Origin of the sequence: Ihuprevotella massiliensis, from assembly GCA_900095835.1 — a bacterium.
In the GTDB taxonomy this organism is placed as follows: Bacteria; Bacteroidota; Bacteroidia; order Bacteroidales; family Bacteroidaceae; genus Alloprevotella; species Alloprevotella massiliensis.
Genome location: LT608321.1, coordinates 763,845 through 778,096, shown reverse-complemented (window position 1 = coordinate 778,096; position 14,252 = coordinate 763,845). Strand labels below are relative to the sequence as shown.

The 14,252-nt window shown below is 46.6% G+C and carries 8 protein-coding genes; 2 read left to right on the top strand and 6 right to left on the bottom strand.

Annotated features, from left to right (window positions below; translation table 11 throughout):
- Window positions 1–155: 155 nt before the first annotated feature.
- The 6 genes from BQ2633_RS03330 to BQ2633_RS03305 all read right to left on the bottom strand — a co-directional run bounded on the left by BQ2633_RS03330 (window position 156) and on the right by BQ2633_RS03305 (window position 6,573).
- On the bottom strand, window positions 156–1,607 hold the full coding sequence (locus BQ2633_RS03330; protein WP_075565078.1) for a nicotinate phosphoribosyltransferase: 1,452 nt from the start codon (window positions 1,605–1,607) through the stop codon (window positions 156–158).
- A gap of 29 nt (window positions 1,608–1,636) precedes the next feature.
- Complete coding sequence (locus BQ2633_RS03325; RefSeq protein WP_075565076.1) at window positions 1,637–2,206, bottom strand: isochorismatase family protein; 570 nt, start codon at window positions 2,204–2,206, stop codon at window positions 1,637–1,639.
- Window positions 2,207–2,456: 250 nt separating this feature from the next.
- A complete protein-coding gene (gene pheS, locus BQ2633_RS03320) occupies window positions 2,457–3,476 on the bottom strand; it encodes a phenylalanine--tRNA ligase subunit alpha (RefSeq protein ID WP_075565074.1) in 1,020 nt (339 codons plus the stop codon).
- A gap of 162 nt (window positions 3,477–3,638) precedes the next feature.
- On the bottom strand, window positions 3,639–5,420 hold the full coding sequence (lepA, locus tag BQ2633_RS03315; protein WP_075565073.1) for a translation elongation factor 4: 1,782 nt from the start codon (window positions 5,418–5,420) through the stop codon (window positions 3,639–3,641).
- A 40-nt stretch (window positions 5,421–5,460) separates the two neighbouring features.
- Window positions 5,461–6,036, bottom strand: a complete 576-nt coding sequence (locus BQ2633_RS03310) for a 7-carboxy-7-deazaguanine synthase QueE (protein ID WP_075565071.1) — start codon at window positions 6,034–6,036, stop codon at window positions 5,461–5,463.
- A gap of 183 nt (window positions 6,037–6,219) precedes the next feature.
- Window positions 6,220–6,573, bottom strand: coding sequence for a 6-pyruvoyl trahydropterin synthase family protein (locus BQ2633_RS03305; protein ID WP_075565069.1), 354 nt, complete (start codon window positions 6,571–6,573; stop codon window positions 6,220–6,222).
- A 1,187-nt stretch (window positions 6,574–7,760) separates the two neighbouring features.
- On the opposite strand from BQ2633_RS03305, the gene BQ2633_RS03300 reads away from it, so the two are divergent.
- Window positions 7,761–10,775, top strand: a complete 3,015-nt coding sequence (locus BQ2633_RS03300; protein ID WP_141700123.1) for a hypothetical protein — start codon at window positions 7,761–7,763, stop codon at window positions 10,773–10,775.
- Between the two features lie 11 nt (window positions 10,776–10,786).
- On the top strand, window positions 10,787–14,188 hold the full coding sequence (locus BQ2633_RS03295) for a SusC/RagA family TonB-linked outer membrane protein (protein WP_075565066.1): 3,402 nt from the start codon (window positions 10,787–10,789) through the stop codon (window positions 14,186–14,188).
- The last annotated feature ends 64 nt before the right edge of the window (window positions 14,189–14,252 follow it).

Sequence of the window (14,252 nt, the reverse complement as noted above, 5' to 3'; positions counted from 1 at the left end):
TTTACTCTGGCAATTTTTGTCATTCGACTCCGAAAAAACTCGAAACTTCGTGCGAGGTATTGCCCTCTATTTTTCTCTCACTTCTCGTTGGGCAGCGGAGGTTATGAGGTTTTCTTTGCGGTCTCCAGTTGTCATCGTCGGAGAGGATTAGGCAATTATTTGTGAGATTGCATCAAATCGAGCTTCATTTGATAGTATGCCACGCTCATGTCGAGGTAGTGTTGGTGAGGATTCTCGAAGCGTTGTTCCTCGGTCCAAATTTCATTTTGGAGCTGTTGCTGCACATATTGGCGAATCTCCACTAGTTTAGGCAGCTGTGCCACCAATTTTCCATCGCGGAATAGCGGTTGCAGGAGTGGGCGGAAGGTGCAGTTGGAGAAAGTGCGCACCTGCCAAGGCTTTTCGGGAGCGATGTAGGTGAAGTCTTCGCCATCCTTGGGCGTTTCCCCAGCGTTGGTGATGAGATCCGCGATGCACGCTCCCTTTTCGGAGTAGACGCGGTAGAGTTGTTTCACTCCAGGGTTCGTGATTTTTCCCACATTCTCTGAGAGTTTAATCTTGGGCACGAAGGTGTCGCCATGTTTGATGGCTGCGAGTTTATAGACAGCGCCAAACTTTGCATCGCTGTAGGCAGTGATGAGACGTTCGCCCACACCATAGCTGTCGACACAGCCACCTTGTGCGATGATAGAGGTGATGGTGCGTTCGTCGAGACTGTTAGACGCCATGATTAAGCAATCTTCCAAACCTGCTTCATCGAGCATCTTGCGCACCTTCTTCGACAGATAAGCCATATCGCCCGAGTCAATGCGCACGCCCTTCAAACGCTGTCCTTTGGGGTGCAGCACTTCACGCGCCACCTTGATGGCAGTGGGCACGCCCGACTTGAGCGTGTCGTAGGTGTCTACGAGGAAGACAGAGGCATCTCCGTAAATCTCTGCATATCGCTTGAAAGCATCGTATTCTCCATCGAAAAACATGACCCAACTGTGCGCCATCGTGCCCACCACAGGGATGTCAAACAACTGACCTGCAAGCACGGTGGCAGTGCTATGTACGCCGCCAATGTATGCCGCTCGCGCACCATAAACCGCTGCATCCACATTGTGTGCGCGACGTGCTCCCATGTCTGCCACACTACGCCCTTTAGCCGCCCGCACAATGCGGTTTGCCTTTGTAGCAATAAGGCTTTGGTGGTTGATTTGCGTGAGCAAGAAAGTCTCGATGAGTTGGGCTTCAATGATGGGCGCTGTCACGGTCATTAGTGGTTCGTTGGGATAAATGACCGTACCTTCTGCGATGGCATCAATGTTACCGGTGAAAGAGAAGTTAGCAAGATATTGGAGGAAAGGCTCAGAGAATAGCTGCAATGAGCGCAAATACTCCACATCTTCCGAAGAAAAATGAAGTTGCTCAATGTATTCTACGATTTGTTCCAATCCAGCAAAGATGGCGAAACCACCTTGATCGGGAATTTGACGGTAAAACACATCAAATACCACTTCTGTGTCTTTTCTGCCTTCCTCGAAATAACCATTTGCCATGGTGATTTCATAGAGGTCGGTGAGGAGGGCAATGCTGCGCTTATTGAAGGTTGTTGGTAACATAGCTTTTTCTTTGGAGGTTTATCGTGAAACTATTGGAAACGCTCAATTTGATGTTGCGTCATAAATTCGTTTAGGGCAGTGCCTCCGTCAATAGAAGCTATGCCTTCCATGAACACTTGTGCATCAGGACGCACTTTAAGTACGTTTCTCAGAGTTTCGAGCACACAATAGTCCCCTGCGATGCCACATACCACCACTTTGCCCGATTGGAGCAAGGCAAGTTCTTCTGTGGAGGGTTGAGCAAAGGCACCGTATTCTTCTTGGTCGCGGTTGGCTCCCTTGGTCACAAAAGTGGGATGCAGCGAGGGGAGGAGATTAGGGTCCATCAAACTTTCTGCCAAAGCTGCTCCGCGGCTATACTGCACGCAGTGCACGGGCCATTGGCCACCTTGTGGTTGGAAGGAGCAGTGATCGAGGGGATGCCAATCGAGGGTGAAGGTGACGCGCGCCACTTTTCCGCTTTTCAGTAGACTAGCGATTTTTTCCACGGCACATTCTCCTTGAGGCACGTAGAGCGCACCTTCAGGATGGCAAAAATCATGTTGGCAATCCACGACAACGAGGTGGATATCAGAAGAGTTGAGGGGTAAAGAAGGCATGAGGTTGTGTTTTTAAAGGTAAATCACTATGGCGTACAGCAAGAAGTTACATCAGCAGCCTATATTTTGTGCAATTTGCTTGTTTGCAGGAGGCTTTAGTTCTTAGCAAAGGTACTACTTTTTGGTGGGAAAACCTTAGGTTTGTGCTCGAAAAAAGCTAGAGCGTGTGCTTTCTTTTACGCACAATGTATAATCCCCACTATATTCTAAGGAGAAAATAGTGGGGAATTACTTTTCGAAAGAGCTCTAATTAGTGAGCTGCCATAAATTGGTCGAGGAAGCGCACGTCATTTTCAGAGAAGAGACGGAGGTCCTTCACTTGATATTTCAAGTTGGTGATGCGCTCTACACCCATACCGAAGGCATAGCCTTTGTAGACGGTGGAGTCAATGCCATTAGCTTCGAGTACAGCAGGGTCTACCATGCCGCAACCGAGGATTTCCACCCAGCCAGTGTGCTTGCAGAATCCGCAACCATCACCGCCGCAGATGTTGCACGAAATGTCCATTTCTGCAGAAGGTTCGGTGAAGGGGAAGTAGGAGGGACGCAAACGAATCTGAGTATCAGGACCGAACATCTCACGTGCGAAGGTGAGCAGCACTTGTTTCAAGTCGGTGAATGAAACACCTTTGTCGATGTACAGGCCTTCGACTTGGTGGAAGAAGCAGTGTGCACGTGCAGAAATCGCCTCATTGCGATACACGCGTCCGGGGCAGATGACACGGATGGGGGGCTTGGTGTGCTCCATCACGCGGCTTTGCACGCTAGAAGTGTGAGTGCGGAGGATCACATCGGGATGCGCTTCGATGAAGAAGGTGTCTTGCATGTCGCGTGCTGGGTGATCTTCGGCAAAGTTCATAGAACCAAACACGTGCCAGTCGTCTTCCACTTCAGGACCATCGGCGAGAGAGAAGCCCATGCGAGCAAAAATGTCGATGATTTCTTGTTTAACGATCGAAAGAGGGTGACGTGTGCCCAATGCAATGGGGTAGGGTGTGCGAGTGAGATCGAGATGTGAGTGATCTTCTTCGGTGGTGGCTAGCTCCGCTTTGAGGTCGTTGAAGCGAGTTTGGAGGGCATCTTTTAATTGGTTGATGTGCACACCTACTTCGCGCTTTTGTTCAGCAGCTACATTGCGGAAATCCGCCATGAGTTGGTTGATGAGACCTTTTTTGCTCAGGTATTTCAAGCGAAGTGCTTCGAGCTGTTCGTCAGTTTGTGCAGAAAGGCTCGGCACTTCAGCGAGCAACTGCTTGATTTTCTCTATCATGATGTCAATTTTTATCGAGAAAGAGGGAGCAAAGCTCCGAATATGTAGTGAAGACTAAGGCTAAAATCCTGAGAAAGAGTGGAGTGCCACAAATAAGAATGTGTACTCCTTAGTGGGACTTGGGTCTAGTCTTTATATAAAGATGCTGAGGATGGAGAGAGATTAGTCGAGTTTCAGCACGGCAAGGAATGCCTTTTGAGGCACCTGCACGTTACCGATTTCCTTCATCTTCTTCTTACCGCGCTTTTGCTTTTCGAGAAGTTTGCGCTTACGGCTGATGTCACCACCATAACATTTGGCAGTCACGTCCTTACGCAACTGTTTTACGGTTTCGCGCGCAATAATTTTCGCTCCAATGGCGGCTTGGATGGCGATGTCAAACTGCTGACGTGGGAGCAACTCTTTGAGCTTTTCACACATGCGACGGCCGAAGTAGACGGAGTTGTCCACGTGGGTGAGCGTAGAAAGGGCATCCACGGGTTCGCCATTGAGGAGAATGTCGAGTTTGACAAGCTTTGAAGGACGGAATCCGATGGGGTGATAGTCAAACGAAGCGTATCCCTTGGAGATGGATTTGAGTTTGTCGTAGAAGTCAATCACGATTTCAGCCAGTGGCATATCGTAGTGGAGTTCCACGCGGTCGCCAGAAACGTATTCCTGCTTGATGAGTTCACCACGCTTGCCCAAGCAGAGGGTCATGATGTTGCCAATGAAATCAGTGCGTGTGATGATAGAAGCACGAATATAAGGCTCCTCGATGTGGTCAATCTCCATCGCATCGGGCATACCAGCAGGGTTATGCACCTCCTTCATTTCCATGTGCTTATCGTAGATGTTGTAGCTTACGTTGGGCACGGTGGTGATGACGTTCATGTTGAACTCACGGTCAAGGCGTTCTTGCACGATTTCCATGTGGAGGAGTCCGAGGAATCCGCAACGGAAACCGAAACCGAGTGCAACAGATGATTCGGGTTGGAAGGACAAAGACGCATCGTTGAGCTGTAGTTTTTCCAAAGATGCACGGAGGAGTTCAAAGTCTTCTGTTTCGATAGGGTAGACACCAGCGAAGACCATGGGTTTTACTTCTTCAAAACCTTCGATAGCCTTGTCACAAGGATTTTCGACGGTGGTGATGGTATCACCCACTTTCACTTCCGTAGCAGTTTTGATACCACTGACGATGTAGCCTACGTCGCCGCAAGAAAGTTCTTTCTTGGGAGAAAGTTCCATCTTGAGCACACCCACTTCATCCGCCTTATATTGCTTGCCAGTATTGACAAAGATGACGTTTTCACCGCTTTTGATAGAACCATTTACGATTTTGAAGTAGGCGATGATACCACGATAGGAGTTGAAGACTGAGTCAAAAATCAGTGCTTGCAAGGGAGCATTAGGGTCACCCACGGGTGCGGGTATGCGTTCTACCACAGCGCGGAGAATATCGTCGATACCCTCGCCCGTTTTACCTGAAGCACGAATGATGTCTTCGCGCTTGCAGCCAATGAGTTCGATGATTTCGTCTTCCACCTCTTCAGGCATTGAGTTGGGCATATCGCACTTGTTGAGCACAGGAATGATTTCCAAGTCATGCTCAATGGCCATGTAGAGGTTAGAAATCGTTTGTGCCTGCACACCTTGTGTGGAGTCTACCACGAGCAAACAGCCTTCGCAGGCTGCAATGGAGCGGCTCACCTCGTAGGCAAAGTCGACGTGTCCTGGAGTGTCAATGAGATTGAGCACATAGTCTTGACCGTCCATCTTGTAGTTCATCTGGATGGCGTGACTTTTGATGGTGATACCGCGCTCTTTTTCGAGGTCCATGTCGTCGAGCATCTGACCTGCGGTCACTTTTATGGTTGACGTGCGTTCGAGCAAACGGTCAGCCAAAGTGCTTTTGCCGTGGTCAATGTGGGCGATAATGCAGAAATTACGGATATGCTTCATGAGCCTTATTGAGATGTGAGGGTGGAAAAGTATAGAGTTGTTACTGAATACCAGCTATTTTGTGGGTTTGTAGCGAAAGTCGCCACGTGGGATGCTCCAGACAAAATGCCACGGTAGCAGCCATGATACGCTGATTTTCTTGAGCATCTCCTACATCGCAGGGTTGCACAAAGTGATGGTCTGCCTCGATGTTGGGATAAGTGGGCGGTGGTGTCCCATCGCACACCACTTTAAGTTCGTTGCATCGGATGAGCACTGGAGTGGCATTGGATTCGAAGCTGTCTTTGGGAGAAAGCGTGACCCAGTCCACGTTGTCGGGAAGGGGATGCGTGCCATTTGTTTCGACTGCTACAAACTTTCCTGCTTGATGCAGCGCCTCCACGAGAGAGTGGGTGAGGAAGAGAGAGGGCTCTCCGCCAGTAATTACTACGTGATGGGCTGGATATTTCGCTACTTCTGACACGATGTCTTCTTCTTTGCGCTGTGTGCCACTCTCATGGGCTGTGTCGCAAAAGGAACATCGAAGGTTGCAACCACTGAGTCGCACGAACACTGCTGGGGTGCCTGTCCAGTAGCCTTCACCTTGGAGTGAGTAAAATATTTCGTTAATCTTCATTGGAGATGGCCGCTTGTCATTAGTACTCTGGTGTTAGGGGCAGAGGAGGAAGTGAAAGTGGCAAGGGGAACTTGCTTGTAGGGGCGTTCTCTTCCACAGTGTCAATGCTGATGGTGCAATTTCATCATGTAAATAATAGGCTAAACCTAAAGTCGGTGGGAGGACTAACGACAAATACTGCGTCTAGAGTGCAGCATTTTCAAAACCGGGTTTGACATATACTGCTATATTGCCTTCACTCTCTTGGAACGAAACTTTATAAGCATTGGGGATTTGATCACAAATCCAGCGCGCCATGTTTTCTGCTGTCGTATTGAAGTCCAATATTTCATTGACATTGCGGTGGTCTAGTTTGTCTTGCACGCGCTGTTTGACGTGAGTGAAATCGACTACCATGCCATATTCGTTCAACTCTTCTGCACAGCAATACACAGTGACAATGCCGTTGTGACCATGAGGTCGCGTGCATTTGCTCTCATAATCCAATTTGAGTTGGTGAGAGTAGGCGATTTCGATGCGTTTGGAGATGTAATACATGGGCAATAGGGGATGCGCATAGGGCAACCATCTGCAAAGATACTGATTTTGTGCGATATGAACAAACGCGAAAGGGACGCTTTGTGTGGATTCTCTTTTGTCTAGTGCCACATTTCCGACTATTGACAAATGTTGTCGGAAAGAAGTTCGTAAATGTCCTGGTATTTCGGATAATCTCCGATCTTTTTCGGGTTATCTTCGTGCCTTTTCAGTTTGTCTTTGCGCTTTTTTTAGATTGTCTCTGAGTTCTCGTTGGTTTCTCGGAGATCTTTTTCGATTTTCTCGTGTGATATTCTAGTTGAGGTGTGTCTGAATGTCTTTTAATTTCGTGGTGTTGTAGTGGGGCTGTTGGGCGAATTATATTTCTGAATATGTTGTATTGTGTTGATATATAGGCGGACGGGGTTTTATTGGTTTTGTTTGTCTATGTAGATATCTGAACTTGCGATAAAAAAGTTTGTTGAGATTTACTGATTCTTTTTTGTCTGTCTTGAAGATTGTGCGGGTTTGGCTCCAGGAATTTGCAGTTTGGTTTGGGGAACTTTTATGGATTTTGCAGCAAAAAAGAGGGGGGCAAAAGAATAGAGTGAGATTCTTGCGAATAGTTGTAGTGTAAGGCGGAAAAATCCGATCTGTCGTTGTATAAAACGGAGTTATCAAGTTGTGTATTTCGAGTTACATGTTTGCGTCTGCGTCAGTTTGAAATGCTGTTTTGAGTAACTTGTTTGTAGTTATGATATTTGCGGAAGCCGCGGGTAGATAATGGTCTTATTCTGTAAACTAGCTTGGCAGTTTTGCTTCTTGTAGTGTTACAAAGTGTTTATATATTTGTGCTTGTTTTGAGGGATTCGTGTGGTTTGCCTATAAAAGGGTGTGCAGTTTTATGAGCGAATTTTGTAAACTACACTCGCCTATCTGTGGGTATAATTAGGATGTATAGAATCAATATGCAAAAAGTATACGATTGTTGTTTGAAAAACGCGAGAGAAATAGCTTATTTTCCTACCACTCTGCTAGAGTATTAAAAAACTTAATGTGTTTGTCGAAAAATAGTCCGTGGAAATTTGGTCAATAGATGCTTTTCTACTAATTTTGCCAAGTCGTGTAGCGATAATCGCCCTTTATCTCTCGCGATATGAACTAGCAACTATAAAACGAATACATAATAAATGATAAAAAGCATGTGTATGAAAAACCGTTTTTGCAGAATGGGTAAGACCGTGATTGGGGCTTTCCTGTTGCTCTCAATTGGCGGCATCACGTACTCTTGTCAAGATGACTATACCCTCGATGAGACTCGTCCGAGTTTCTTGGGTGGTAGTATCTATGATGAACTCAAGAGTCGCAACAAATTTAACTACACGGTGCGACTTATTGAGGACCTTGGCTACAAGGAGGTAATGTCGAAGACGGGTAGTAAAACGTTGTTTGTCGCTCCAGATGCGGCCTATGAGGAATTCTTCAAGAACAATAAGTGGGGCGTGAGCTCCTATGAAAATCTCTCTGATGCCCAAAAGCGTATCCTCTTTAATGGTGCACAGCTCAACAATGCATACGTCATCGAGATGATGGGCAATGCAGACAATGGCGATAAGAACTTGGCTTTGCGTCAAAATTCTGCCGCAGCTGTTGTGGATAGTGTGCGTTGGTGGCGTCCAGAAGAACTTCCTACAAACTATAGCCAAGTGGAAGGCGAAAAACACTATTGGGATCGTTTTAAGGGTGAAAAGGGTAAGAGTATCCTTATGGCTACAGACGATTCTGAACCTATGATGACACACTTCATTGAAAACAATATGAAGGAGCAACGTATCCTGCGTAGTGATGTTGCGTTTATCGTAGGAGATAAGAATGGCTGGAGTGAAAGCGATCCTTCTCGTGCATATGTTTTTGCGAATCGTGTGACTGAGCAAGATGTTGTGTGCTTGAATGGTTATTTCCATGTGTTAGACAAGGTGCTCGTGCCACCCAGTAGTATGGCTGAGGAAATCCGTAGTAATGGCTCAACTAATATCTTTAGCCATATCTTGGATCGCTTCAGTGCACCTTATTATGATGCAACATTGACGGAGAACTACAAGGCTCTCCATAATAATAGCGTAGACTCTATCTTTGAAAAGCGTTATTTCGCCATCAACACCAAGACAGGTCGTTTGACCACTGGTCCTGACCGTGTTGTGAATAACGACTTTCCTCTCTTAACCTACGATCCAGGTTGGAATTCTTACAAGCCTGAAGGTGGTACTGAGAAGGAAAAGGATATGGGTGTGATGTTCGTGCCCAGTGACAAAGCTTTGGAAGACTACTTCTTGCGTGGTGCTGGTCATGTACTCCTCGAGCGTTATGGCTTGAAAGATGTAGAGGTCAATGAGGCTAATTTGACAAAGCACATTGACCAAATTCCTTTGGATATCGTGCAACCCTTGGTGAACAACTTGATGAAGCCATCTTTCAATGAAAGTGTGCCTTCTAAGTATCTCACCATCATGAACGACGCGCGTGACCCCATGTTCCCCCTTCGTGACTATCCAAGCGAAGCAGCTTATAAGTCGGTTATCGACAAGACGCTTTTGGCGAACAATGGTGTAGTTTATGTGATGAACCGTGTGGTTTCACCTGCTGACTATGCTTCTGTGCTCGCACCTGCTCTCTATAGCAGTAACACACAAGTGGTGCGCACTGTGGTACGTGCCGATGACTCCTTCGTACAAGGTAGCGATTATGCTAAAGCACCTTTGCAACAGTACTTCTCTACTTATTTGAAGGCTATGCAAAGCCGCTTCTCTTTCTTCGTGCCTACGGATGATGGATTGAAGAACTTTGGTTACATCGATCCCGCTTCTATGGTAAGAAACCGCCAAGTTTATTATCGTTGGGAGCCTACTAACACTCGTGGTGCTGGTAATGGTGTGAAGACTTTGGGTGTGCGCCAATTGGCTTATCGCCTTAACCTCAACACTGGTCCTCAACCTAAAGACCAAGAAGAACGTAACTTCCACCACGAAGGTCACGTAACCATCGACCAAGGTGTGGGTTACATCAAGAAGAAGCTCTTGATCGAAATGGTGAACCATCACATTGTGGTGCATGACAACAATGACGTTCTAGGTCTCAACGACAATCGTAAGTATTTCCTTTCACGTGAAGGTGCACCTATCATGGTGACTAGCAATGGCAAGCGCGGTAAGGGTACGACGCTCATGGGAGGTTTGGCAGAACAACTCCAAGGTACTGGAGCTGCTTATCAGTCAACGATCACCGCTGAGTACGACCAAACTCGCGAAACCAACGGTTATGGTAATGGTAAAACCTACTTCCTCGACCGTCCTTTGCAAGCAACTACGCATACAGCTTATCACATCTTGAGCCAAAACACCAACTACTCTGAGTTTCTCAAGCTTTGTGAAGGTCTCACCACCAATGTTTTGGATAAGGCTGGTTTGTATGACTCCTTGAAAGCTAAGAAACTTGACGATGCTGCAGGTAAGGAACGTGAGAAGGTAGCTTTGAAGTACTACATCTTTGTAGCAGGTAATAAGGCTGGACAAGTGTTTAATGCAGGTTCGAAAGACGACAAGCTCGTTCGTTTCTTCAACAACTATCGCTACACTATCTATGCTCCTACCAATGATGCTATCACAGCTGAAGTAGCGAAGGGTCTCCCCACTTGGGAATCAATCGAGAAATATCTCACTGATAACCTCCAAGCTGAAGTACAACTCGCTGAAGATAAGAGCAATCAAAGAGAATTTGACGCGGTAAACAAGCACAATACTGAAATTAAGATTAAGGCGCAAGCCATGATTACTACATTGGTTAACTTCTTGAAGTACCACTTCCAAGACGAATCAGTGTTTGTGGATAATGTGACAAACAGCCAAGAATACTCCACTTCGAGCGTGAACAACGAAACGAAGGTGTATATGAAGTTGGATGTTACTCAAACTCCCAACAGTTTGACATTGAAGGATGAAAGCGGACAAAATATTCCCGTTGTTGCGCCTTACAACCAATTGGTTCGTGATGCCAACTTCGATCGTGAAACCGCTCCTCAGTACATCCGCAGCAGTTCGTATGCCGTGGTACACACCGTCGGCAAGGCATTGCTCTTCGATAAGTCACTCTCTGCTGGCTACGCTCGCAAATGGAGCAGCGTGAAGCAGGCAAAGGCTTTCTTGTCTAAATTCAGTATCAAAGAATAATCTCAGCCATTATGAACCACATAAAGTATACTTCAACGATTGTACTTGCCTTGTGTTGCACAACGGCGGCCTTTGCGCAACAGAAGCGCATCTCTGGTCATGTATATAGCAAGACAGATGGTGCTATCGTTATGGCTAACGTCGTGGAGAAGGATAAGAGTAACCGTGTTGTTTCGGCTACTCAGACCGACATGAGCGGTAACTTCACCATGACTATCAAGAATCCCAACAACCGTCTTGAGATTTCTTATATTGGTTATCAAACTTCACGCATTGATAACATTGGTGCACGCACTAGCTTCCGCATCGAAATGCACGATCGCAACACCATCTCAACAGTGGATGTTGTGTCAAAGCGTCGTGTCCGTTCCAATGGTTTGGAGATTCCTCCTAAGGAAGTTTCTACAGCCACGCAAACCCTCAACATGGACAGCAAAGAGGGTCTTTCTTTTACTACTGCCGGTGAAGCACTCCAAGGTGAAATCGCAGGTCTCGACATCGTCGCCAACTCAGGTAACCTTGGTTCTGGTACTTCTATGCGCTTGCGTGGTGTGAGCTCCATCAATGGTTCACAAGAGCCTCTTATCGTGGTGAATGGATATCCTCTCGACGGACAAGATATCTCTTCCCTCGACCTCAATAACCTCGACAACCAGGAGCAGTTTGCTACACTCCTCCAAGTAAACCCCGAAGATATCGCGAGCATCAAGGTGCTCAAGGACGCAGCATCTACAGCTATTTGGGGTGCGCGCGGTTCTAATGGTGTTATCGAAATTACCACTCGTCGCGGTAAGCGCGGTAAGACGAAGGTGAATTTCAGCTATCGTTTCAATGGTGCATGGCAGCCCAAGGGCCTCAATATGTTGGATGGTCCTGGTTACTCCATGATGTTGAAGGAAGCTTACTTTAACCCCAACCAGAGTGACTATGCTTCTAGCATCGTTGAGTTGCTTTATCTCCGTAGCCATCCAGCTTATTATGAAAATTATAATAAGAACACGGATTGGGTGAAGGAAGTCACTCAGTTCGGAACGAAGCAAAACTATGGTGTCAACATCTCAGGTGGTGGTGAGAAGGTGACCTTCCGCGTGTCTGGAGGTTACGACCACGAAACAGGTACCATCATCAAGCAGTCTCTCGATCGTTTCTCTACTCGTTTGACTCTTGACTACTATGTGTCAGACCGCATCAAGTTCTCTTCTGACTTCTCCCTCACTTACACCAAGAACAACCGCAACAATGGTAATATCTTGGATAAGGCATACAAGGCAATGCCTAACATGGCGGTGAATCGTTGGGAATATGACCAAGCGACTGAACGCTACTTTGATACTGGAGAATATTACCTCATGCCACCTAAGGCTGGTGATGGCTATAAAAATCGTCTGTTGCCCAATAATTCTGGTTTGACCTCTTACTATTTGGGTGACATGGTGGACAATGGTAACCCTGTCGCCATCGCTAATTTGGCTTGGAACCGCTTGAGCACCTATACGATTACTCCACAATTCTCTTTGGAATATAAGTTCTTGGGTAAGGACGAAGAGACTACGCAGTTGAATTATACTGCGGAAGTACACATCAATGCGTACACCGAAACCAACTCTTCTTACTATCCTCATGAGTTGACTTCCAATAACTGGACCCAAGGTGTTGACTTGACCAACAACTCTGATTCGAAGAACTTCTCGTTCACTTCACGTCACTCCTTGATGTTCCGTCCTCACCTGCCCGAGAATCACTCTTTGCAAGTACTGGGACGTTACGAAATCAATACAAGTAATTCTACCAAACAAAACTTAGCGTTCTCTGGTATTTCTGGTGGTATTAGTGACCCCACCGTTCCAGGCTATCTCACAGGTACTGGCTCTTCCACTGGTACACATAGAAGTATGAACGGAACAGGTACTTTGCACTATGCTTATGGTTCCAAGTATGTGGTAGACTTCACCGTTCGTGCTGATGGTATGACCAAGTTCGGCTCGGGTAACAAATGGGGATTCTTCCCTGGTATCTCTGGTCGTTGGAACATCTCAGACGAAGCTTTCTTCAAACCTTTGAGAAAGTACGTGAGCATGTTGGCATTCCGTCCCAGCTGGGGTGTGACTGGTAATGCTTGGTTCGGCGAAGGTTTGATTTACAACAAGTATAGCTCTTACGGTACATATATTGGTAAGCAAGGCATTGCTCCTGACAACCTCCGTCTTACTGAAATCCGTTGGGAAAAGACCAAGTCTTGGAACCTTGGTTTCAACTTGAACTTGCTTGACGACTTGTTCCAGTTTGACTTGAGTGTCTATAAGAAGTACACTTCCGACCTCCTCATGTCAAACATCCGCATTCCTTCTTCAACAGGTTACTCTAATATTGCCAACGGTAACGTAGGTAAGATGGAGAACGAAGGTTGGGAACTCTTTGTTTCTACTAAGCCTATCTTGAACATCGGCAAGTTCAATGTGACCCTCCGTGCAAACGTGGCGCAAAACTTGAACGTTGTGACGGAAATGGACAAGAATGTCTTGGCTTCCATGAATGGTCAGTTTGATAAAAAGAACGAAACCTTCGTAAAGCGCGTGCAGATCGGTCACGCATTGGGTGGTATCTACGGTTTCCGCTACAAGGGTGTCTATGCTTACGACTACGACCACAATGGTTACTTCCAAAACGAAGAAAAGAATAAGTATGTAGATGCTGCTGGTAATATCAATACCGCTCGCGTTGCTGGTAAGACTGCGCCTATCGCGCGTGATGCTGCGGGCAATGTTATCTACGACAAGGCTGGTAATCCTCTCCCCATGTACTTCGACTATGGTGGTGTGAACTATCGCTTCGAAGGTGGTGACGTTATTTACGAAGACATCAACCACGATGGTCAAATCAACGAACTTGACATCGTTTACTTGGGTTCTTCCAATCCTAAATTCAACGGTGGTTTTGGTGTAGACTTCCGCTATGGTCGCTGGTCATTGAAGACCAACTTCAACTTCCGCGTCGGTAATAAGGTAATTAACCTCGCCCGTATGCAAGCCGAAGATATGCGTACCAACAAGAATCAGATGGCTTCTGTCAACTGGCGCTGGCGCAAGAATGGTGACGTGACTGAAATCCCACGTGCAAAGAATGCTTCAGCAGGAAACTCTTTCAATGCTTTGGCTTCTGATCGTTATGTTGAAGCGGCAGACTACTTACGTTTCCAATATCTCCAGTTGGGTTATTCTGTAGACGCTAAGCATTTGAAGAAGCTCGGTCTTTCAGCTTTGAACATCCACTTCTCTGCCAACAACCTTTTCCGTTGGACGAAGTACTCAGGTGTTGAACCCGAACACGGAGCTGCCGGCTATAACCCTGCCATCGACAGCCAGCAGACACCAAATGCTCGTTCGTTCACGTTCAGCTTGAACTTTGGTTTCTAACACAAATGGTCTCAGCTTTCTAGGTAGGAGTGAGCAAAGTCAATCGCACTTTGCCACTCTCCTA

Bases quoted from the DNA above. Each gene is read 5' to 3' on its own strand.
- BQ2633_RS03330 (WP_075565078.1), bottom strand. From the start codon at position 1,607: ATGTTACCAACAACCTTCAATAAGCGCAGCATTGCCCTCCTCACCGAC.
- BQ2633_RS03325 (WP_075565076.1), bottom strand. From the start codon at position 2,206: ATGCCTTCTTTACCCCTCAACTCTTCTGATATCCACCTCGTTGTCGTG.
- pheS (WP_075565074.1), bottom strand. From the start codon at position 3,476: ATGATAGAGAAAATCAAGCAGTTGCTCGCTGAAGTGCCGAGCCTTTCT.
- lepA (WP_075565073.1), bottom strand. From the start codon at position 5,420: ATGAAGCATATCCGTAATTTCTGCATTATCGCCCACATTGACCACGGC.
- BQ2633_RS03310 (WP_075565071.1), bottom strand. From the start codon at position 6,036: ATGAAGATTAACGAAATATTTTACTCACTCCAAGGTGAAGGCTACTGG.
- BQ2633_RS03305 (WP_075565069.1), bottom strand. From the start codon at position 6,573: ATGTATTACATCTCCAAACGCATCGAAATCGCCTACTCTCACCAACTC.
- BQ2633_RS03300 (WP_141700123.1), top strand. From the start codon at position 7,761: ATGAAAAACCGTTTTTGCAGAATGGGTAAGACCGTGATTGGGGCTTTC.
- BQ2633_RS03295 (WP_075565066.1), top strand. From the start codon at position 10,787: ATGAACCACATAAAGTATACTTCAACGATTGTACTTGCCTTGTGTTGC.